Below are 21,660 nucleotides of genomic sequence, written 5' to 3' on the forward strand. Positions count from 1 at the left end.
TCATCCCATCCCATGGGTTCATCAAATTAGGATGGGATTCTCTTATTTTTTACGAAATTTTTTGAGCTACGAGGTATCTCAAAAATGGTTAGCCTTTTATATGATGAAGCCTAATCTGTATCTACCTTAGTGGGAGAAAATACCATGTACCGTCGAGCATAACCGAGAAGATAATATCACCAATGAAATTTATATCCCCGGAGATATTGAAGCTTGGAGGCCATACCACCCATTCAGCCCTAAAATCATCCGCTTTTAAGAAGCTTGCTCCTATCAACAGCCCTACATAGCCATCTAAAGTAAAATTAAATGAGAATGTATTCAGCCATTTTCCATCAGTATCAAGGTTTACGTGCCCTTCCTGATCTATATTCCATGAAAGGGAGAAATAATTTGTTTTTAACTGTGATATCAGTTCTATTCTGACAGAATCCATTATCCAGTAAAAATCTATCATTGGCCCCTCGTGTTCCGCATCAAATTTGACGTACCCTTCCTGGTCTATTCCCCACGAGAAGTTTGCAATATTCGTAACATTCGATATCGAAAAATAGATGCTGGGGTTATCTATATTATCACATATTATGAATTTTGTTGACGATGAGCTTGTATTGAGATTTATGTGCCCTCCGTAGATTTTATTTGCCCATTTCGCCATAAAATACTTTGGTAAATACTGGACGCGCCCCAACAGCCCAACCATCTTTATTTTTATGGTGAGAGTAACATTGAATTCGCTGCTGCTTTCATATATTACCATTCCTCTCTCTCCAGATACTCCAGATAGACTGTAAAAAATTGAGAATGACATTTCCTCTGGAATTTTATCGATTGTAAGGGCAATATCCATATCCTCTCCGTTTTTTCCTCCTGTATATGCAATGGTCAGCATTGTATCTTTACTGGCTGTACGTGAAAGGGCAATGTTTATTTTCCGAAGGTTTAGGTCAGGAGTGAATTTTATTGTGGATGAAACAGCAGGCTGATAGGTTATTACCACCTTGTGATGAAAAACATTATCTCCGTAATCTCCGCTGTAACTTGCTATAAGGTCAATATCACTTTCTTCCCCGTCAAATGTTGGGATATTTTGCAGTACAAAGTCAGGGCTTTTATCATACATCAAATATGGATATATGGTGAAAATTATTTTTTCATCTTTTGGAAGCTCTTTTCCCTCAGCAGAGGCATATCCAAGACGGAATTCATGGGTTCCATAGTCATAGTTCTCGAGTGACAGATAAAAATTCAGATAAATTTCAAAATCCTCGTTTTTTAGTTCTTCGCCCAGTCTCTCCACTTCAACTACCAAATAAAATGAGAGCACCCATCCAAAATTTTCGTGCGACAAGGACGGCAATATGTAAAATCTAACTTTTATGTCTTTTCCATTCTCTCCCGTACCGCTGTTATTGTCTACATCTATCGGTAAGAGAAGACCGTATAAAATGGATACATTTTTCTTCACATCTTCATATTCTGTATGTATATATGCTTCAAACATTTTTGGCAATATGTTTAGTTTTTTATCCCCAAAACATTTAACATGCTCAACATTGTGTATACAATCAGATTTTACTTCCTTTGTATTTTCGTTTGATTTGTCCCCATAAACGTAATTAATCTTTTCGCTATTTGCCAGCATTTCGCCAGCCCCTTCATTTCTGGAAGAAACAACGATACCAAAAACCGAGGAAATCAAAAGAAAAGATACAATGAAAGCCACAAATTTTTTCATAATAAATTATAAACATTCCTGTATTTATACTTTTTTTGCTTCTTTCCTCAATTTTTCTATGATTTCCTCCGCCACTTTTTCTGGCGGGATATTGGTCGTGTCTATGACAATATCATATATTGAAGTATCGCTTATGTCAATGCCGTAAAAATTTTTATATCTTTTCTTTTCACTTTTTTCTCTTTCCTTTATTTCCTGCAATACTCTCTTAAATTCACCGCCCTCTCTATTCATTACCCGTCTAACCCTCTCGTCTTCACTGCAATCGAGCCATATCTTAAAAGAAGGTATGTCATTACGGTATGCAATCCAGCCGGCCAGCCTTCCCTCTAAAATAACGTGACCGGCCATGAGAATTACTTCCTGTTTTTTATCCAGTTCTACGTCAATTTCGGGATGCTGCTCGCAGTATGCACCAAATTTGGCAAGGGTCATGCTGTATTCCCCAGCCATCTCTCTGAACATGTCTCCAGCATATACGTATGGCAAAGCAAGTTTTTTTTTCAAAATTTTTGCAACAGTTGTTGTCCCGCTCCCGGGCAGACCGCCAATTGTTATACTATCCTTCATTTACCTTCGCCCGCCATTCTGACCACGAAAGCACTTTCAAGAGGTATTGAATAACCTGTGTAAGCGGGATGGAGAGCAGCATGTATAGAAGAATCCAGTTAGGAAATATGAGATATTTATCAAGACAATTCACATGGATGGCCCACGGAACATCAAAGTAATAGTGGGTAGTGCCCGTCAAAAAATCCCATATCCACGTAAATATTGGGATGAATATAATGAGTGTTATGGGCATTATTTTCATCTGCTTTGAAGACATCTCCCCCTGCTTCTGCATCAATTTCGGCTGCATTTTCTCCAGTTTTTTGATCATGTACTTGTTGTTTGAAAGCCTTGCCTCTTTATACTCTTTCTGAAACTTTGAAAGAATTTCCTGATTTTTTGCCATCTCTATCCAATCAGTGGTAAAATGACGGACAAGAGCAGATATGATAATTACAACAGAGCCAGCAAGAAAAATTGTCAGAACGGGAAATCTATAACCAAATCCCAGTAGTGGAAAGAATACCATGCCTACGGCATTGCCCATAGAGGTACGTAAATTTTGGTTGAAAAGAATAAGCATAGAAAACATTAACACAACGAAGAATAGTAATGATGATTGCTGTTTCTGTGCTGCCATATTATCCTAAAGCCTCTATTATTTCCTGTGATGCTTTTTCAAGCATACCATCATTGTTTTTAACTATTTTAACTGTTGCACCCACCAATGTTGCATAGCTCATCGCCGCAATCCTGTTCATGAGCTGATGTTCCCGGATGCCCTCCAGATCTTCCTCGTCTCTTTTGCGAAGGTCTTTATCCTTTGCCCTCCTTCTTTCAATTTCATCTGGTTCTGCTTCTACAAGAATTATGAGTCTGGGCTTTAACTTTTTTAGAATGTTATAAGGAAATCCGGGAAGGTACCCTGCAGGCGTTTTTATTGTGCAGTGAGTATCAACAACCACATCACCCATCTTGCTCACTCTCTCAGCAGTCATTTCCTGCATCTTATGTTGCTCATCAATTGAAAGTTTCCGTATTTCGTCTCTACTGCGGATGCCCATTTCTTTGGCTATTTCAAACATAACCGTTCCGTAGGTCACAAATCCCATTTTCTTTTTTTTCAATGCTTCGTTCATAACCGTTGTTTTTCCAGCACCGGGTATTCCGGCAAGGATCACAACCATTACTCCACCCCAAGGAATTTACGCAATACGGGATGCATTTCCATTGCCTGCTCTCTGGCTATTTGTTCATACAAACGTATAACGATACCCACTGTAAGAAGCACGCCTGTACCGCTCGTATTGCCCACCGTGCCGATGAGATTTGCAGACACTGCCAACAGTGCCACAAGGGCGGAGCTTAATATGGTAAGGGCAGGTATGTATCTGTACAGAACTTTTTTCAGAATTCGCGGGTCTCTCCTGAAACCGGGAATCTGCATGCCGCTGCTTTCTATTTGTCTTGCCACAGCCTCAGGCCCCATGTTGGTTGTCTCTATCCAGAATTTTCCGAAGAATATGGCACCTACTATGAAAACAAATGAATACACTATAATCTTTAACACCATCTGCCACGGGTCATGTTCCGCCAGATAGCCGGAATACCGCGGGTCTATCATCGGAAACAGCCATGTATGAAGCCCCCTTGGGCCATCCAGATACCATGCCAGGCCTGCTACTGGCTGCGTCGAGCCGGGCGGATACTTACCCAGCCACCATGCATGACCTATCAAAGAAATTTTACTGAGGCGTGTGTAAAAGAGGAGGGCAAACATATTCACATTGGCAAGTAAAGCGGCCATCAGGATGACAGGGATGTTTGATGCATACATAAGTCGAAGCGGATATCTCCCTCTTGCTCCTCTTACCCTTGCATGAGTCAAAGGCAATTCTACTTTAGACGATTCTACATATACAACGGCAAAGAATATTACGATTGTTCCTATAAGTGCAATTACGGGGTTGGGTGGAGAGATAAATATTTTCTCAAATCCACCTCCGACCAGATCGCCCAGAGACATATTGGAAACGAGATAAATGGTTTTTGGCAATGTCCCGGCAGGAGGATTCATGATGCTCAACGTGCCGCCAGCCTGAGGGAACCAGTTAAAAGTACCTGTAATAATCGCCTCTGACACACCTGCGGCAATGAAAAGAGAAACACCGGAGCCTATCCCCCATTTTGATATCAACTCATCCATCCAGAATACGATAAAACCACCCATGAAAAGTTGGGCGATTATGATTGAATTTGCTGCTGGTCTTCCGACAGCATTTATTAAGGAATGGCTTGGTGACAGATATCCAAAAACCTGTGGTATTGCTTCTACCAGAATCATCATTACAACCACAATTTTCTGCACTCCCTGGTATAACGCTTTATCTTCTGATTTCTGAAGGTCGAGTTTTATAATTTTTGCACCAACAAAGAGCTGCATTATGATAGAACCCGTGACTATGGGGCCTATTCCAAGATGCATGATTGAACCGCTTGCCCCTGCAATGATGGCACGATAACCAAAGAATATATCCAGTTGTTCGGGACTGACACCGTAAAGTAGAACCTGGGTCAGTATGTAGTACATGATCAGACAAACTCCCGTCCATAGTATTTTCTGGCGGAAATGAACGTGGCCTTTTGGCTTCTTGATCGCTGGCCATCTCTCAGCTATTGGCTTTAGAACATACAGCTTGCTTTTCTCCTTGTCTCCCTTGGCTTCTTTTGCCATGATGTACACCTCAATCCGTTATGACTTCCCCGCCAGCCGCCTTTATCTTTTTTACTGCTTTTTCTGTAGCAAATGGCACAATAACCTTCATTGGCCTGTTAATAATTCCCGACCCGAGAAGTTTATCATATCCCATTTCCTTCAAATTTACCTCTTTATCTTCAAATTTTATCAAATCACCGACGTTTATCGCTTTCTTTTTATGTGCAATCCCGTGAAACTTAAATCCGTGTGAACCCCATCTATATTTAAGGTGCTTATGCTTCGTTCCGCCGAAGCCTCCTCCGCCTTTTTCTCCTCTCCCTCTCCCCTTTTTCATACTTCCCCTGCCGTGGGTGGTCAATCCGCGATATTTCCTTGTTTTATCTTTCATAACATCCTCTCTATGAGTTTATTTATATCCTTTCCCCTGTAGCCCAGTGCACCGCCCATACTATAAGGCTTTTTTATGCCTTCATAGCCCTTGACCGGCGGATGTAGCTTTATTGTCTGGTTTGCGGTTGCTTTGCCGTCCATAATTTTCTCAACGGTGCTCTGAAGATTTTTTCCTTCAAATCCTGACTTTGCAAGCATTTTTTCAAGGGTTCCCTTGTTTATCTTACCCCACGTAACATAATCCTTGACTTTCTGAAGCATTCCCCTGTAACTTTTATTGTCCGGGATTATGACGCAGTTATTAACGTAAGGCAGATTAAGCATTTTAAGCGTCTCTCTCACGTCCTGACGGGCATTTATCCCTCCTCTTACTCTTACAATAGCGTACATTATTCTTCAACTCCTCCAACTGCTCCAGAAACAATATGGAGTTTTTTGTAGGTGTTTTCATCAATTTTTATCGTAGATATGTTCTTAAGTGCTTCAAACACCGCATTTGCATAATTTATGACCGTGTTTGTCTGCCCCTTCGCGGAGCCCCATATATCTTTTACACCCGCAAGCTTTAGAATAATTTTTGCAGTATCTCCGACTGCAAGTCCCACCCCACGGGGAGCCGGTTTCAATGTAGCAGTCACAGAGCCGCATTTTCCCTCAATCTTTAACGGAAGGGAATGGGGCATGCCGCATTTGCACATCCAGGAGCCGCATCCCCTGCTTATTTCTATTAAATTCAATTTTCCATTCTCCACGGCTTTTCTTATGGACATGCCCACTTCTTTACCCTTTGCTACGCCGAGTCCGACAAAACCATCTTTATTGCCAACAGCAACAATAACCCTGAATTTCACTCTTCTTCCAGAGTCAGTCATCCTCTGCACCATATTCACATCCAGAACCTCATCCTCTATATCGGGCAGCAGCGTGTCCACTATCTCGACTTCTTTGAGGGACAGACCGGATTTTAATGCCTGGCTCATGGAGGTTATTTCTCCATTCTTCACCATTTTGCCCAGTCTTGTTTTTGGAATCCATTCATCACTCATATTCAGCCTCTATCTTTTCTTTAATCTCTTTAACTTTATCGGGCATCTCTTCAGATATGTGTTTCCCATATATTCTGTCATCGTCCGGTATCACATCTTCACCATGGGAAACATCTATCCCTGCATCCAGCACGCCCTTCAATGCCCCGTATATATTTGCACCTTTTATAGATTCGTGGGGGCCTATGTCCATCACACCTTCCTTTATGCCTTCAATGAGCGCTCTTTTCCCAGCGAGCAGACCTGTAAGATACGACGCAGGCGTATTACCCACGCTGCCATTCCATCCATACTTTTTCAACTCATTGCTGATTGCGGATGATATGGTTCTATCGCCCGCACGGTCATATAAAACAAATTGCACTCTCATATTCGTATTTGATTTTCTCGCAACCACTCTTGGCTTCCCGGACTTTAACAGCTTTAGCCTATAGCGGTAATCCGTTTTTCCCTCTCTTCTTCGTCTGAACGGCACCCTATTTTTTTTCTCCATAGTATTACTCCTTTATGACACCTTCCATTATAAGATGAGTTTTCAAATGATTCTTGCTTTTGAACTCACCTCCCTTCGCCCTCACATAATATCTCCTGTAAACCGATGGAGTTATCACGCCGTCGTTTCTAAGTTGTTTTAGGTATGCCCTTATGGGTCTTATCGTAAGTATCCATCGTCTTTTCTTTGGGCGGCGGGCATATGCCGTTCCCTTGCGCGAACCCTGTCCCTTTCTCCTTCCTTTTTTTTTCTGTTCATATGTTTCTCTTGCCCGTCCTCTTGACACTCCCTTTTTCTTTCTTGCATCTACAATTCCTTTCTTTACAAGATTTCTTATATCCCTTCTGGTAACGGCTTTTCCGATCTCCTCTATCTCGTCCGGGTCGATCCATACCCTGTTTTTGCCGCATTTCAATACATTGGCTGAAATCCGACGTTGATTCTTCAGATCCATTTAAACCCCTCTGTTCAATACACGCAGCCCCAATTCATCTGCTTTTTCAATTATTCCAATTCTTTTTTTCTTTCCGATTCTGGCAGATATGCGTACAGCTTCCCTTTCAGGATTCAGCCCTTTCATATCATCGACATTATACACCATAACTTCCTCAAAGCCAGATGGATGGAGTCCTTTTACTTTTTTCGGTGCGCCATATCCTATCTTAACTCGGAGAGTGCGATATCTCCGGCCTTTGCGAAGTTTTGAATGCATTCCTCTCGGACTTACCCACTTCTTATCCAGTCTTTTGTACTGATACCACTGCTGGCGGACGAATTTGGGCTTTTTCCTCATAGACAGAAGTTTCTTAACGCCTTCGTCCAATGCGGGCTTCTTCTTTGGAACGTATTCTCCTTCCTCGACTATCTTTACTTCTTCTTCTCCCATATTATGCACCTTTGGAAACAATATATATTCCGTCCTGAAAAACCCTTACATCCCTCTTTTTCACCCGCACTGCACCCTCTATGTTTGCGGCTGTCTGGCCAACCTCTTCCCTGTTTATTCCTTCTATTGTGATATCATCCTTGTTCACATTTATCTTTGTATCCCCGAAAATTTTCACTTTTCTTGGATATTGCTCACCTAGAAAATTGTCTATTACTACCTCGCCATCTTTCACCGAAACTTTTATGGGAAAATGGGCATAAACTACCTTCATTTTGTATGTAAATCCTTCGGTAACGCCTTTTATCATATTCCGTATGTGGGCCGCAAATGTGCCGACAAGCGCTTCTTCTTCTTTTTTCGGCAACTCGCATCTGATAATGACTTTAGAGTTTTCCTTTTTAATTATAATAGAATGATGTACCAATTCCCTTTCCAATTTTCCTTTCGGACCTTCAACCTTTACAGTATTACCTTTAATATCCAGCTTAACGCCCTCAGGTATTTCGATTTCATTAATAGCGAACGGTATCTTCATTTAATCACCTAATATACATACGCCAAGAGTTTTCCTCCAATTCCTTCCTTTTTTGCATCGTAGTGAGAAAGTATACCTTTTGTTGTCGAGATGAGAAGTATGCCAAAGTTTTCTGCTGGCAGAAAACGGTACTCCCATTTTTCGAATTCATCATGCTTTATTGAATATCGTGGTTTAATAACATTGCATTCATTTATGCTTCCTTTAAGGGTTACTTTGAACACTCCCGACTTTCCATCATCTATCCACTCAAAAGAACTGATGTAACCGTTATCCTGCATTACTTTAAGTGCTCTCCCGATCAATTTGCTGGCAGGCTTTACCATGCACTCTTTCTTACCTGCCCTCTCTGCATTTTTTATCGCTGACATAGCGTTTGCCAAAGTATCATTCAACATTTTACCGTGTCCCCACAATAGACGATATTTCTTAAATCTTTCGGGTTACTATCCAGCCCGATAATAAAAGGTAGGTTATATAATTTTTGAGGGCGCAAATATGGATTAAATAAAAAAGAGGAAAAAGGAGACTAAATATTAAAGATCCAGGGTTTTTGCTCATCTATTGCGGTATTACCAGAAGTATCGTAGATAACAGCTTTTAGCAGATGCTTCCAGAATGCTCCCTCATCCTAAAGGCTATGGATATTTCATCACTCCAGAGCAAATATTTCCAAGCTTTTTGCCCGTACCTTGTATTTTTTGATCAGTTCTATTAACTCATGTTTGGATTCTATGGGGATTATTATCCCGCTTTTACCTACCTTCCTACCACCTATTTCTTCCAAGAGTCCGGGGTATCTTTTATTTCCACTTTTATACCCATAGAGCTTGTTGAGAAACGCTCCTCTATTTTTCTCTATTTTATCCCAATAAAAGATTATTTTATGCCGAGAGCCTATGGGCATCTCTTTTGCCCTGTATTTTCCCCACAAGGTAATCCCGGTGCTGGCTATGCTCCTATGTAACTCTGTCCATTCCTTTAGTTCCCCTACCTTCGTGTTTATTTCACTTTCTGTACCTTTTGCTTTGAATAGCATTGCCTCTCTGCTGCCATAAAATTTTTCAGTTATTTCTCTAATTTCTTCCCTAAAATCTTTTTTTGTATCGATGAATATGTCCACATCGCTTTCCTTGGTGGCTTCTCCCTTTGCTACTGAGCCATAGAGAATAATTGCATCAATGTCCGAGATTTTATCCTCAAGTTTTCTTAACAAAAATGATGCAAAGGTGGATGCATATGCCTTAAGGTTGTTTGGTTTCATATTATCTCGCCTATTTCCTTTTCTATTAAACTTTTTAAATTCAAAAAATCTTGAATTTTCGCCTGCAATAATTTTTCATGTGGCTGAGGAGAGCCATATGCCATGTTGTTCCTTTCTTCTTCAACGCCTCTGGCCAACTCTATGATGGCATCAATATTTTTTACACTCTCAATGGGCGTTATTATCTGCTTAGAAAGATTTTCATTAATATTTTTTCGTCTTAGCATGATATGTTTTATCCTTGAACCACTTTTCATTATCCCCAGTTTATGGAAATATATCTCCACAAGCTCACATACTCCAAGAGATAACATGGTTGCCAGTCTCCTTTGATGTTTTGTAAGACCACCTGGATCCTCTAATGCCGACTCAATTTCATCCATTACTTCTCTTAAAGCTGCTAAATGCTTTTCCATCCTCATCAAGTCATCTGTCTTAATTATAATAAGCCAAATGTCTTATATATTTTTCGATGACATTTGTCTTAATGACAACAAGACATTTGTCTTAAAGAGTTAATCTATCTCCTCCCAGCTTGCTGGAAAGCTGAAAAGGCTAGACGTTGAATATCCAGATTCTTTACCACATCAGCGGGTTATCGAGATATTTAGGGGATATTCCATGGTGGATTGAAATCCAATATTAGAATATGTCCTGGTTCTACACAATTAATAGGATGTATTTCAGCCCTTCCAGGTCCTACAAACCTTCTTATTACTTGGCCAGGATTTCCCCAGTCTCTAGAAAGCCAAATAGCTGCATGCCAGGGATAATACGGGGAGCAACGGGATCCTTGCACTGTTTCTCCAGAAGGTTTTGTACCATCCAAGCGAACTCTCATAAATTCCATGAAATTGTTGCTACTGTCAATGAATAAAATATTGTTTCCCCATCCGCTTTCCGGAAAACGCGGCTTGTCTTCCACATACATATGATTTTTATTTGATGGTTTGTCACTCTCATCCCCATTATGTGTATCATCATTTGGTTGCTCTACGTGGTTGGGCCAATTTTCTCCTGTAGCATAATTCGGAAGATTTGCTCCAGGAGGAACAAATTGATCTCTAAAATGTATCTGACGTGTAATATCAAAATACACTCCTTCTTCATCTCCTATCCCAGGTGGATATACTGTAAACTGGATAGTTATTACGTTTCCGTACCACCAAGCATTAGTCGCATTTTGATATCTTCTTAAACCAAAACCACCTGCTTCATCGATGAAGGCTCTAACATTTGCTGGCATATCAGGCCAAACAGCATTATTCCACGCATCAGTATTATCATGTTTTACATCAGTAACCTCTGACCATATGCCCGTTGCCTTCAGCACATCAGTTTTAGGGCAACAATTAGTTGAATACGTAAATGTGATACCCCTCATCACCAGATTTAACGGATTTTCCCGTATTTCTACCCAAACTGTTTTTGGAAGTTGTGAGACTTTGTAAACCCATATGTCTGGAGGATTTGTAGGTGGTATCTCGTTATTCTTTGTTTTGCTATCCCACAATTTCACTTGTCCCGAGTTCGGGCCAGATTTCACGAGATGCACAAAGCTATTAGGTCCGCAGTTGGGTCCTGTTGGTGGGTGTAAAACCATTTTCATTAAATCAACCTCATCTCTCCCCTTAGGAGTAGCTTTAACAGGGTTCTGGTCTTTGTCTCTTATACCATCGCCGTTTGTATCTTGGATATTTGTGACAGTAAAAGCACCCCTCGTTTCCTCTTCAGATTCTGGAACTATGTTACCTCCACCAGTCCCCTCCAAACCATCATATATAGTGAGATCTATTGCACAAGGCTCTACCTTGTAGACCACAGTGCTTTCTCCATAATTTCCTGCACCGTCATAGGCGAAAATTGTTATTATATTTGTTCCCCCATACAACGGGAAAATCCATTCCAATAGATAGTATGTTTGCGGTGGATCGACTGTGCTGGAATCCCATGTTTCGCCATCCTCCCATATGTGATGTGAGCCAATTGATATTATTCCTGCATTATCTGTTATATGCCCAATGAGTGTTATATTACACGGCTCTGCAAAAGTACTTCCATCTGGTGGAGATTCAATAACAACCTCAGGTGGTTCTAGATCTGCAGGATAAACAATTATTGTTATTGAGAAAGTACCTAAAGGTTCTCCACAGGTTTCTCCCAAATAAAAAATAACTACATATGTACCTGCTTGACCGATGGCTGGTGTCCATTCAAAAACGCTAGTAACCTCTCCATAATCACAATGACACTCTGGAGTGAAAGTGGCTCCCTCAGGTAATGTTTCAATATTTACCCACATACAGATAATTCTCTCGGGCTGAGGGGGATCCCAATAACCAGTTATTGTTATTTTCAAATGTTGTCCCTCATAAATCTCATAAGGATCATCCATAGTAGAAAATGTGACGGTATTGTCAAGTAAAGCAGTTGAATTGAATGCCACTGAATTGATTTGTCTATCATTTCCATTTAATTGAGAATCTACCGCTGTCAAGAGGACAGCAACCAATAACACGCACATTCCCAGACTTAACCATTTCATTTTCTTATTCATTTTTTCACCTCCCCTTTTTGACCCGCGAGGTAGGGTTCCTTTTAAATTCCGCCCCGCCCGTCCAGTGCTAACAAATAGCACGCATATTCCAATACTCAACCACTTTATCTTTTTCTTCATTTTTGCCTCCCAAATTTTATTTTTGCCAAATTCTTATAGACATGAGATTATATAAAATTTTTTATTGCCCCCAGAATTTTTTTATCTCATCGATTATGTCGTCTGCTTTATGCATCTCTACATATTTTCTGAATCTTACCGCCCTTTCATCCAGGATTACGGCGATGCCCTTGTCATTCTTTTCCCTTATCAATCGGCCTATCGCCTGCAACAATTTTCTCGTTGTTGGAGCCTCAACGGCATATTTCCATCCGCTACCGAATTTTTTTTCATAATATTTCTGCAACGCCTGCTGATGTGCTGATGGGGGCGGATAAGGTATGCCCACTATAATAACCATTTCCAGCTCTTCCGATGGAAAATCCATCCCCTCCGATATCCTTCCCCCTATAACGGATAATAGAACACCACCCTTTTTCTTGAATTTCTCTATTTCTTCCATGAGTTTTTTCTGCTTTAACCCCTTTCTTTCGATGTACACATTCCTTTTTATCGAAGAACAAATATTCCTCCTCAGGAATCTATCCAGCATCGCATGGGATGAGAAGAATACAGCTGTATTTTTTTCAAAAGAATTGCATATGTCCACAATTTTTTTCTCCAACATGTATATCATTTCATCATTTAGCCCCTGGTATCTCGTGCTGATATCGTTCATATAAAATATTTTTTTGTTTTCCTTTGGGAATGGAGACGGAAAGGATATCAGCTCTGCATCTTTTATGGCAAGTGAATCTCTGTATTCCTCCAGCGGATAAAGTGTTCCCGACATATGTATTGAAGCATGAAAACTGTTTATGATGGAGGCCGCAATGGATGCATCAAGGCAGTAATATTCCAGACGGGGATTTTTCCTGGTTTCATCGACAATAAGCTTTGACCATCTCCCATCAAGTTCCATCCAAGAGCTTAAAAAAGCACCAACATTTTTGAGAAAAGAACGCGGGAGTTTGCCCTTTCTTTCCTTTAAATCCATTATAATCTCGCCATATTCAATAAACCTCTCGGCGAATAGTTCTATGTCCGACCTTTTCAATCCAAATTTTCTCACTTCTGCCTCGATTTTTCCTGGAGGGATAAGGCCGTCATTGGAATTTCCTTCAGAGAAATTGATGTACCTTTCCCTCATCGAATATATCAGGTCCGACATCGTACCGCAAAAATTTATTATTTCCTTTTCACCTTTCAGGTACTCTTTTACTTCATCTATCGCCATTTTCAGTGCATTTACTGACAGACGAGGGGACAAAATTGTCCTGCAATATTCCGGTAAGTTATGGGCTTCGTCAACAATGAGTATGCTTTTATCAAATGAATAAAATCCCCACTCCGCCAGCTTTTCTCTCAGGAAAGGATCGAACAGGTAAATGTAGGGGGCTATGATGACTTTGGCTTTCTTGGCAAGTTTCTTATTGAGTTCGTAGGGACATATTCCTCTAGATCTGCAATAAGCCAATACTTCCTCAGCAGAGATGATTTTTTTCTTCTCTATTTCACTCGGCAGCTTTTTCATCAAGAAAAAATTTGCAAAGAATTTACATCCATTCTTCATTTTGCCTCCCTTACGGATGGCATCTATTGTTCTCTTTTTTCTGGAAGAACATAACCTCGATATTTCTCCTGCATTGCCCCGTTTAAAATCGGGATTTTCTTCTGCCAAAATGCACATATTGGATCTTCCTTGGAAACCTATGGCCGTAACATCCCCCCCAATTGCATTCAATTCCATTATTGCCTGTCTCTGCTGAGAATTTGTTCTTGTAAGATAGAGGATTCTCATTCCGTTTTTCAGTGCATATTCTACGGATGGGACAAGTGCGCATATCGTTTTCCCCGAGCCGGTGGATGCCTGCATCACAAGATTTTTTTTGTTCTCTATGCATTTGCCGATAGCATTTATCATGTCATTCTGGTATTCTCTTGGCTCATAAGGAAAAGGCATCGCCAATAAACTATATTCAGTACATTAATCCATCGATACGAAACATTTTTCCCTCCTAAATGACCGGGTTTTAAATCCTGAGCAGCCCTGTATATAAAAATGCGAGAGGCCGGATTTGAACCGGCGAACCACTGCTGGAACAGATCTTGAGTCTGTCGCCTTTGACCTAGCTTGGCTACTCTCGCAACTTTGTATGACTTATGAATAGAATATGGGAAGAATATATTAACCCAACGATTTTGACCGGGAAAAGATTTTTTATCCATACTCCTTTTCTTTTTTATGCGTCTTGCCACCATTCTGATTGCCCTTGTAATGATTTCCGGCTGCATTTCCTGGCCTTTTGGAGAAACTTACCGGACAGGTTTTAAAGAGGGAGATTTAACTGTGCTAGGAAACTATGATTATTATTCCCCATTGGTGGACAAGCCTGAGGCAAAACTTTCTATGCAACCGGGTTATAAATACAATATTTCGTGGGAAGTTAGTAGAGTATATGTCAATTATGGGGGTGTGGCAAAAATAGTGATGGAAAATACGGGTGTGAACGACCTATTTATCTATAATTATCGGGTGAATATTGGAAATTCGGAATGGAAGTGGATGGAAGAGGAAAAGGGAATTATTATAAAAAAGGATGAAAAGAAAAAAGCATACATGGCATTTGGTGCTCCCAGCGCTCCGGGAAATTATGATTATCGCTTATCCTGCTCGTTTATGGTAAACAACCTTGCTGGTAATCTCCCATCTCCTAAAAACAGATGGTATGATAACGGCACCGCATATTTCTCAAAAAATGATATTAACGTCATGTCCTATAATATCAGCAGTGTTTATACCTCATCCAAGAATTACTATTACTATTTCGATAAGATAAACGACATGGTAACTTTTGATTTAACAATTTATGCGAAAGCACAGGAAATAATCCTTCCATTTTCGGGGAACTATAGAAACTATAACATCTTCCAGGTTTGCTCAATATATGACTACATCCTGGAAAACCTTAAATACACTAATGATAAGGAGGGAAAAGATGTGTGGTCTGATCCTGTAACAACGTTAAAAAGGAGGGGAGGGGATTGTGAGGATTATGCTATGCTTTTCTCTGCATTTGTATCCAGTATTGGGGGCACAGCAAGAATTTATATGACAGACAACCATGCCTTTGCAACTGTTTATATTGGAAATTCAACCAGGGCAAATGAGGTATTGGACGACATCAACGATTATTACGGAACAGATCTTTTCTTTGCCGTTTTAGAGGATAAATTTGGGTACTGGCTCGTTGCCGACCCTCTCGGCTCTTTCTATCTCGGGGGTTTGCCAGTCGGCGGAGACGTTGTCGGCCCGTGCAATGACAAGCGTTTATACAACTGGGATTTTACGCAGACGGGACATGTAAACATCATAGATATCATGAGGGAATAAAACTTTAAATGGTGGTTGCCATTACTTCCCGATTAAAATGAAACTGGATTTGAAACCAGAATTGTTATGGAAGTACTTTGAGGAAATAAGCAAAATACCCCGCTGTTCGAAGCATGAGGAAAAAATAGCCGAATATATTGTGAATGTGGCAAAAAAATTCGGGCATGAAGTGGTGCGGGATGAGGTAGGAAATGTCATTGTCAGGAAAAAAGCAACCGCCTACGATAACGCCCCGATGGTTACCATCCAGGCCCACATAGATATGGTCTGCGAGAAAAACAGGAATGTGAAACATGATTTCGAAAAAGACCCGATAGATGTATATGTGGACGGAGACACGATCAAGGCAAGAGGGACAACACTTGGAGCAGATAATGGTATAGGGGTTGCAGCATGTCTTACCGTGATGGAAGACAAAAATTTGAAGCATGGCCCCCTCGAATTTCTATTTACGGTAGACGAGGAGACAGGGATGACAGGGGCTTTCGGCCTTAAAAAGGGCTCGTTGAAGGGAGAGATGCTCATAAATGCAGACACCGAAGAGTTTGGAGCAGTTTATATCGGATGTGCGGGAGGCGGCAACAGCACTCTGGCACTCTCTATTAATTATAAAAGGGTAGATGAAAAAGGGCTCGAAATAACTATCTGTGGATTGAAAGGGGGGCATTCCGGCTGCGAGATAAACGAAGGAAGGGCAAATTCACTAAAATTGATGGCACGGCTGCTGTACAACATGGATGCAAAAATAAGCAGTATAGAGGGGGGTGACAAATTTAATGCTATACCAAGAGAGGCAATCGCCAAAATAATCCCATCTGATAAAAGCAATGCAATTGAAAAGGTAGAGGAATTTGAAAAAATATTCAGGAGCGAATATTCTGTTACTGACCCGGGCATAACAATAGAAACAAAGGAATGCAACATAGAGAAAATTTTGGATTCTGATGGCCAGAAAAAAGCTCTCTCCTTGTTAATGGGTCTGCCCCATGGCATATTGGTGATGGACAAGCAGGTGGAGGGGCTGGTAGAAACTTCGACGAACCTTGCAAAAGTAAGAAGCAACGATGCTTTAGAAATAATGATGAGCTCAAGGAGTTCTATAAATTCTGCCCTGGATGCAACGATGCAAAGTATAAGGGCTATAGGGGAACTTGCAGGAGCTAAAGTCGAGGAAGGAAGCAGGTACCCGGGATGGAAGCCCAATCTGGATTCCGCATTGCTTAAAATTGCTACAGAGTCATACAAAGAATTGTACGGAAAGGAACCGGAGATTAAGGCAATACATGCAGGGCTGGAGACGGGTGTGATAGGTAACACATTCGACATGGATATGATATCCATAGGCCCCCAGATAGAGCACCCTCACAGCCCCGACGAGGTTGTATATATCTCATCAGTGCAAAAGTTCTGGGAATACCTGCTAAAAATACTGGAGAACATAGCAAAGAAGAAATAAACTATTTTGCCTTTCTAATTTTTCTTGCCCTTGGCCCTTTTTTTGTTTTTTCTATTTCAAATTCCACTTTTTCTCCTTCTTCTGGAGTGAAATCGGTGTCATCGGCATGAATGAAAATATCATCCTCTAACTTTCTCGATTTTATAAATCCGTAATTTCTTTTATCAAACCATGTTTTTATCGTTCCTTTGTATATTTCTTTCCCTTCCATCTCGTCCCAGCACTCCGAGCAGTAAAAATTTTTACAGACAGGGCATTCGAATACTTTCCCTTTATACGAAAGCAGATTTCTTCCGCACATGCAGCATTTCATTTCGTCTTTCAGTTCATCTGCACAGCCCTTACATATCCCTGTGTCAGGACTGAGCAATTCCCTCAATTTATCATTCATTTTATTCCAACTTTATTTTTTTCTGTCCTTTATATTTTCCCTCATATGATTTTTCCGATTTGGACTTAACCTCCTCAAATACGATCTGGCACACTCTTTCCCCTGATGAAATGGTAATCTCTTCTTTGGTGTTGAAGCACGATATGGTTAGCGTGCCCTCAAATCCTACATCTACTTTTCCAAACGATGATATCACTCCCTTTCTTGCATACGTGGAGCGAAGCCACAACTGAGCAGCCTTAGTACCCAGCTTTATGTATTCCAGCGTGCCGATAGCAAACCACTTCATGGGTTGGATAACCGCTTTATCTTTTCTCTCCCCGTCGACCATGATTTCCCCTACCGATAGATCGTATCCATTCGGGGTCAAATTTTCTGGATTGAATGGTTGGATTGATATACCACCCTTCACAATTGAATTTTTAATGTCCACATCAGATAGTATCATGCCAATTGCCTTAAAAATTTTAATACGGAACCATATTTTAAGTTATCCCCGTTTATCCTTTCTCCGTTAAATCTATGCCATAAACGATGAATGATGCACCTATAACCAAAAACATAGTTATTTTTTCTTTTAGATTTGAAGATTGTGCTCCGAGACATCATGCCTAAAACCTTTTTAAAGTATGAGCGTATATCCCATCCAGGTGATTCATTGGGTAATGTGAGACCAACATACATAAAGCGGATGGCAATCAAACTAGTTGAGCAGATGCCGGACAATTTCTCGGAAGATTTTAATGCTAATAAGAATGCGGTAGCTGAGTATACGAATATAAACAGTAAAATAATGAGAAATCGTATAGCGGGATATATATCAAGAATGCTTGAAAATAAGGAAAGTAAAAATGAAGTTAAAGGGGAAAATTGAAAAAGCCGTTAAATCAATCCAGGAAGGAAATTTCATTCTCGTATATGACGCTGACGGGAGGGAGGAGGAAACAGATTTTATTATAGGGGCGGAGTTTGTCAGTAAGGAAAGTATATATCGGATGAGACATGACGGAGGAGGCTTAATTTTTCTTATGGTGCACCGCGATATCGGTGATAAGTTAGGTCTTCCATACCTTTCAGATGTTTTTTACAGGAGTGCCATAAAATGGCCTGTTCTCAAGGAACTCATTCCTAATGACATACCTTACGATACGAAGTCATCCTTTTCAATAACGATAAACCACAGAAAGACATTTACCGGCATAACCGATGTCGATAGAGCAATGACAATGAGGGAATTTGCCAAACTTGCATCCTGTGTTAAAAATATGGGCGGGATAGAGGCACAACGCACATTCGGAGAAAATTTCAGGGCTCCCGGGCATGTTCCCATATGCATGGCTTCAGAAGACTTGTTGCAGGAAAGGAGAGGGCATACGGAACTGTCGGTGGCGCTTGCCGTTATGGCGAATATAACTCCCATCACGGCAGGATGCGAGATGATGGATTATGGAAACAGTCTTCCAAAAAAAGATGCAGCCAAGTATGCCGAAGAAAATAAACTTGTTTTTCTTGAGGGGCAGGAAATCGTGGAGGCATGGGAAGAATGGCAAGAGTGATGGCAACCGGGGTTTTTGATTTGCTTCATATGGGCCATCTGCATTATCTGAGGGAGGCGAAGAAATTTGGGGACGAGCTTGTAGTCGTTGTTGCTACTGACGAAACGGTTAGGAAGAGAAAACACAGTCCCATCATCCCGCAGGAAATGAGGAGGCAACTGGTGGAGGCATTGAAGCCGGTTGATAAGGCGGTTATAGGCTATGCCGATGACAATTTGAGGATAGTGGAGGAAATAAAGCCAGACATTATAGCCTTAGGATATGATCAGGAAATGGAAGGGCTGGAAAAAAAACTGAAGGAAAGGGGCATTGATGCAAAAATAGTAAGATGCGCCAAATATGCAGATTATGATTTGAACGGAACAAGAAAAATCATAAAGAGGATAGAAGAAAAGATAGAAAAGAATGAATTGTATAAAGGTTCAGGATGAAAAAAATAGGAATAGCGGATACAACATTTGCAAGATATGACATGGGCAATGCTGCAGTGGATGAATTGAAGAAAAATGCCTCGGGCATTAAAATAAAAAGGTACACAGTTCCGGGCATAAAGGATTTGCCTGTTGCTGCAAAAAAGTTGATGGAAGACGGTTGCGACATTGTTATGGCTCTCGGTATGCCCGGCCCTCAACCGATAGACAAGCAATGTTCTCACGAAGCATCGATGGGATTGATAGCCGTTCAATTGATGACGGGCAAGCATGTCATAGAAGTGTTTGTTCATGAAGATGAAGCGGAGGATGAAAAGCAGCTAAAATGGCTGGCAGACAGAAGAACGAGGGAGCATGCATTGAATGTCATTGCCCTCCTTTTCCATCCCGAAAAATTGACACAGCGGGCAGGAACGGGACAGCGCCAGGGATTTGAAGATGCGGGGCCGTTGGAATGAAGCAAAAAGGTTTAATGGATGAAAAAGAAGCATTCAGGGAGAACATAAAAGAAATCAGGGAGGGAGATTGGATTAGAGATGCTCTAAGGGCGCGAAAATTTACGGGAATAGAGTCGCTAGAACAGGGGATAGATCTCATAAAATGTGCCATTGAACTCCACGAAAGAGGAAACCATGAATTCAAATAAGAGGGGTATCGATGATATATTGTTTCTCATCTGTGATTTTTTAAACAAGAATGATGTAGCGTATGTGGTGGTTGGCGGAATAGCGATTCTATTTTATGGCAACCCCAGGACTACCATGGATATTGACATAATCCTCCAGTTGAATGAAAGAGATATAAGAAATCTTGTACATTTTTTAGAGAAAAAAGATTTTGTTGTTTCTGAGGAGGATTTAAGGAATGCTTTAAAGGAAAAATCTCATTGTACGATATTAGATAAGTTGTCAATACTTCGGTTGGATGTCAAGGGAATTTATACCTGGTCCGACCAGATGACATTAGAAAGGAGAAAGGCCGTGGAATGGAGAGGCACGGTTATCTACATTGCTTCGCCCGAAGACATCATTGCAAACAAGCTTTATTTTGGAAGCGAACAGGACATAAAAGATGCCGAAAGTATATACGTGAGGCAACTCAAAAAATTGGATATGAAATATTTGGAAGAGAGATGCGGATCTCTAAACGTTCACAACGAATTCATGGAAATAAAAGAAAGAGTTGAGAGGTATCTAAAGAAAGTGGATAAAAATGAAATATCGAAACAGAAGCAAAAGAGGAAAGAAGACAATTCAGGCAAGAGTTAACAACGGAAAATTATTTGTTTATCTGCCCGCCGGCATAAGCGAGGAAGAGGAAAAGAAGCGGGTTGATAAGATGGAGGAGCGAAAAAGGAAACAGAGGCTTGACAGCAACGGGCAATTGGCCGAGCGCGCTCAGGAGCTGAACAAAAAATATTTTGATGGAAAACTGAAATTTGAGATTTGGCAGCTGTACGCCAGAGACTAAAACAATAAGGATATCCGACCGCCTGGCAGATATGCCCCGGCGGGTCAGGGATTATGTCATAATCCACGAAATGGCGCATTTGATCCATCCGAATCATTCAAAGAAATTCTGGGAATTGGTCAATAGGTATACAAATACACTGAGAGGGCTAGGGGCTATCTCATGGCATCAGATTAGAAAGTGAAAAATTAAAAGCAAAAGCAAAAATGTTTAATTGATGAAAGTATCGAAGTTAGGAAAATAGACGAGAAAATTAGGCAAACATTAAATATGCGAATTTATATATTATTATGGTAGATATAACGCTAGCGATACCAGAAGAACTTCATAAAGTTGTTAAACAACATAAAGAGATCAGGTGGAGCGATATCGCTAGGGAAGCCACGTGGGATTATGCCAGGAAAATCGAGTTGTTGGATAAAATAACCGCTAAAAGCAAGTTTACTAAGGAAGACATAATGGAAATAGACGCCAAGATAAAAAAAGATTTGTTTAAGCATTATGCTAAATGAAATTGGTAGTGGATACGACCGTCATTCTGCCAGTATGAAAGCGGCTATGTGTAAAAACTATTTGTATTCTCTCGGATTATTCAACTGGCAAATGAAGGCTTAACCCCAAATTCATAGATAGCTCTTGGAATTAGCGAAAAATTATAGTCAACCCATGAGAGTGATTCT

30 protein-coding genes and 1 tRNA gene are annotated in these 21,660 nt (G+C 40.6%); 11 read left to right on the forward strand and 20 right to left on the reverse strand.

The window, feature by feature from the left end; translation table 11 throughout:
* Positions 1-121 precede the first annotated feature (121 nt).
* From U9O96_06785 to U9O96_06870, 18 genes are all read right to left on the reverse strand, one after another.
* Positions 122-1,738, reverse strand: a complete 1,617-nt coding sequence (locus U9O96_06785; GenBank protein MEA2054789.1) for a hypothetical protein — start codon at positions 1,736-1,738, stop codon at positions 122-124.
* Between the two features lie 24 nt (positions 1,739-1,762).
* Positions 1,763-2,308 (reverse strand): AAA family ATPase, encoded by a 546-nt coding sequence (locus tag U9O96_06790; GenBank protein ID MEA2054790.1) that lies wholly within the window; start codon positions 2,306-2,308, stop codon positions 1,763-1,765.
* Positions 2,298-2,819 (reverse strand): EMC3/TMCO1 family protein, encoded by a 522-nt coding sequence (locus U9O96_06795; protein MEA2054791.1) that lies wholly within the window; start codon positions 2,817-2,819, stop codon positions 2,298-2,300. Before U9O96_06795 ends, U9O96_06790 begins: the two co-directional genes overlap by 11 nt.
* 112 nt (positions 2,820-2,931) lie before the next feature.
* Positions 2,932-3,477, reverse strand: coding sequence for an adenylate kinase (locus U9O96_06800; protein MEA2054792.1), 546 nt, complete (start codon positions 3,475-3,477; stop codon positions 2,932-2,934).
* Positions 3,477-5,024 (reverse strand): preprotein translocase subunit SecY, encoded by a 1,548-nt coding sequence (secY, locus tag U9O96_06805; protein ID MEA2054793.1) that lies wholly within the window; start codon positions 5,022-5,024, stop codon positions 3,477-3,479. Before secY ends, U9O96_06800 begins: the two co-directional genes overlap by 1 nt.
* Positions 5,025-5,034: 10 nt before the next feature.
* The gene (locus U9O96_06810) at positions 5,035-5,397 is read right to left on the reverse strand and encodes an uL15m family ribosomal protein (GenBank protein MEA2054794.1); all 363 of its coding nucleotides are present in this window, start codon (positions 5,395-5,397) and stop codon (positions 5,035-5,037) included.
* The gene (locus U9O96_06815; GenBank protein MEA2054795.1) at positions 5,394-5,792 is read right to left on the reverse strand and encodes a 50S ribosomal protein L30; all 399 of its coding nucleotides are present in this window, start codon (positions 5,790-5,792) and stop codon (positions 5,394-5,396) included. The genes U9O96_06810 and U9O96_06815 overlap by 4 nt, the downstream gene beginning before the upstream one ends.
* Positions 5,789-6,445, reverse strand: a complete 657-nt coding sequence (locus U9O96_06820) for a 30S ribosomal protein S5 (GenBank protein ID MEA2054796.1) — start codon at positions 6,443-6,445, stop codon at positions 5,789-5,791. Before U9O96_06820 ends, U9O96_06815 begins: the two co-directional genes overlap by 4 nt.
* Positions 6,438-6,938, reverse strand: coding sequence for a 50S ribosomal protein L18 (locus U9O96_06825; GenBank protein ID MEA2054797.1), 501 nt, complete (start codon positions 6,936-6,938; stop codon positions 6,438-6,440). Before U9O96_06825 ends, U9O96_06820 begins: the two co-directional genes overlap by 8 nt.
* Before the next feature lie 4 nt (positions 6,939-6,942).
* Positions 6,943-7,392, reverse strand: a complete 450-nt coding sequence (locus U9O96_06830; GenBank protein MEA2054798.1) for a 50S ribosomal protein L19e — start codon at positions 7,390-7,392, stop codon at positions 6,943-6,945.
* Complete coding sequence (locus tag U9O96_06835; GenBank protein ID MEA2054799.1) at positions 7,393-7,824, reverse strand: 50S ribosomal protein L32e; 432 nt, start codon at positions 7,822-7,824, stop codon at positions 7,393-7,395.
* 1 nt (position 7,825) lies between these two features.
* Positions 7,826-8,362, reverse strand: coding sequence for a 50S ribosomal protein L6 (locus U9O96_06840; protein MEA2054800.1), 537 nt, complete (start codon positions 8,360-8,362; stop codon positions 7,826-7,828).
* Between the two features lie 8 nt (positions 8,363-8,370).
* The gene (locus U9O96_06845) at positions 8,371-8,760 is read right to left on the reverse strand and encodes a 30S ribosomal protein S8 (protein MEA2054801.1); all 390 of its coding nucleotides are present in this window, start codon (positions 8,758-8,760) and stop codon (positions 8,371-8,373) included.
* A gap of 254 nt (positions 8,761-9,014) precedes the next feature.
* Positions 9,015-9,626 carry a nucleotidyltransferase domain-containing protein gene (locus U9O96_06850; protein MEA2054802.1) on the reverse strand — a complete coding sequence of 204 codons (612 nt, stop codon included), beginning with the start codon at positions 9,624-9,626 and terminating at the stop codon, positions 9,015-9,017.
* Positions 9,623-10,048: a hypothetical protein gene (locus U9O96_06855; GenBank protein MEA2054803.1), complete on the reverse strand. Its 426-nt coding sequence runs from the start codon at positions 10,046-10,048 to the stop codon at positions 9,623-9,625. Before U9O96_06855 ends, U9O96_06850 begins: the two co-directional genes overlap by 4 nt.
* A 185-nt stretch (positions 10,049-10,233) precedes the next feature.
* Complete coding sequence (locus tag U9O96_06860) at positions 10,234-12,183, reverse strand: hypothetical protein (GenBank protein ID MEA2054804.1); 1,950 nt, start codon at positions 12,181-12,183, stop codon at positions 10,234-10,236.
* 181 nt (positions 12,184-12,364) lie between these two features.
* On the reverse strand, positions 12,365-14,245 hold the full coding sequence (locus U9O96_06865; GenBank protein MEA2054805.1) for an ATP-dependent DNA helicase: 1,881 nt from the start codon (positions 14,243-14,245) through the stop codon (positions 12,365-12,367).
* 100 nt (positions 14,246-14,345) lie between these two features.
* Positions 14,346-14,430 (reverse strand) — tRNA-Leu (locus U9O96_06870).
* A 97-nt stretch (positions 14,431-14,527) separates the two neighbouring features.
* Here U9O96_06870 and U9O96_06875 point away from each other — a divergent pair.
* Entirely contained in the window at positions 14,528-15,676 is a 1,149-nt protein-coding gene (locus U9O96_06875; protein ID MEA2054806.1) for a transglutaminase-like domain-containing protein, read from the forward strand.
* A 37-nt stretch (positions 15,677-15,713) separates the two neighbouring features.
* On the forward strand, positions 15,714-17,132 hold the full coding sequence (locus tag U9O96_06880) for an aminoacyl-histidine dipeptidase (protein ID MEA2054807.1): 1,419 nt from the start codon (positions 15,714-15,716) through the stop codon (positions 17,130-17,132).
* Between the two features lies 1 nt (position 17,133).
* Here the strand turns inward: U9O96_06880 and U9O96_06885 are convergent, their stop codons facing one another.
* Together U9O96_06885 and U9O96_06890 are read right to left on the reverse strand one after the other, a co-directional pair.
* Positions 17,134-17,523 (reverse strand): cold shock domain-containing protein, encoded by a 390-nt coding sequence (locus U9O96_06885; protein ID MEA2054808.1) that lies wholly within the window; start codon positions 17,521-17,523, stop codon positions 17,134-17,136.
* A gap of 1 nt (position 17,524) precedes the next feature.
* Positions 17,525-17,971 carry a dCTP deaminase gene (locus U9O96_06890; protein ID MEA2054809.1) on the reverse strand — a complete coding sequence of 149 codons (447 nt, stop codon included), beginning with the start codon at positions 17,969-17,971 and terminating at the stop codon, positions 17,525-17,527.
* 219 nt (positions 17,972-18,190) lie between these two features.
* On the opposite strand from U9O96_06890, the gene U9O96_06895 reads away from it, so the two are divergent.
* The 9 genes from U9O96_06895 to U9O96_06935 all read left to right on the forward strand — a co-directional run bounded on the left by U9O96_06895 (position 18,191) and on the right by U9O96_06935 (position 21,492).
* A complete protein-coding gene (locus U9O96_06895; GenBank protein MEA2054810.1) occupies positions 18,191-18,397 on the forward strand; it encodes a 30S ribosomal protein S17e in 207 nt (68 codons plus the stop codon).
* Positions 18,375-19,079, forward strand: a complete 705-nt coding sequence (gene ribB, locus U9O96_06900; protein MEA2054811.1) for a 3,4-dihydroxy-2-butanone-4-phosphate synthase — start codon at positions 18,375-18,377, stop codon at positions 19,077-19,079. The genes U9O96_06895 and ribB overlap by 23 nt, the downstream gene beginning before the upstream one ends.
* Positions 19,067-19,510: an adenylyltransferase/cytidyltransferase family protein gene (locus U9O96_06905; protein MEA2054812.1), complete on the forward strand. Its 444-nt coding sequence runs from the start codon at positions 19,067-19,069 to the stop codon at positions 19,508-19,510. The genes ribB and U9O96_06905 overlap by 13 nt, the downstream gene beginning before the upstream one ends.
* The gene (gene ribC, locus U9O96_06910) at positions 19,507-19,968 is read left to right on the forward strand and encodes a riboflavin synthase (GenBank protein ID MEA2054813.1); all 462 of its coding nucleotides are present in this window, start codon (positions 19,507-19,509) and stop codon (positions 19,966-19,968) included. The genes U9O96_06905 and ribC overlap by 4 nt, the downstream gene beginning before the upstream one ends.
* A 14-nt stretch (positions 19,969-19,982) precedes the next feature.
* Complete coding sequence (locus U9O96_06915; GenBank protein MEA2054814.1) at positions 19,983-20,156, forward strand: hypothetical protein; 174 nt, start codon at positions 19,983-19,985, stop codon at positions 20,154-20,156.
* Entirely contained in the window at positions 20,143-20,778 is a 636-nt protein-coding gene (locus U9O96_06920; GenBank protein ID MEA2054815.1) for a DUF6036 family nucleotidyltransferase, read from the forward strand. The genes U9O96_06915 and U9O96_06920 overlap by 14 nt, the downstream gene beginning before the upstream one ends.
* Positions 20,723-20,980 carry a hypothetical protein gene (locus U9O96_06925; GenBank protein ID MEA2054816.1) on the forward strand — a complete coding sequence of 86 codons (258 nt, stop codon included), beginning with the start codon at positions 20,723-20,725 and terminating at the stop codon, positions 20,978-20,980. Before U9O96_06920 ends, U9O96_06925 begins: the two co-directional genes overlap by 56 nt.
* A 31-nt stretch (positions 20,981-21,011) precedes the next feature.
* On the forward strand, positions 21,012-21,164 hold the full coding sequence (locus U9O96_06930) for a M48 family metallopeptidase (protein MEA2054817.1): 153 nt from the start codon (positions 21,012-21,014) through the stop codon (positions 21,162-21,164).
* 106 nt (positions 21,165-21,270) lie between these two features.
* Complete coding sequence (locus U9O96_06935; protein ID MEA2054818.1) at positions 21,271-21,492, forward strand: hypothetical protein; 222 nt, start codon at positions 21,271-21,273, stop codon at positions 21,490-21,492.
* Positions 21,493-21,660 lie beyond the last annotated feature (168 nt).

This window comes from Candidatus Thermoplasmatota archaeon (assembly GCA_034660695.1).
In the GTDB taxonomy this organism is placed as follows: Archaea; Thermoplasmatota; E2; order UBA202; family DSCA01; genus JAYEJS01.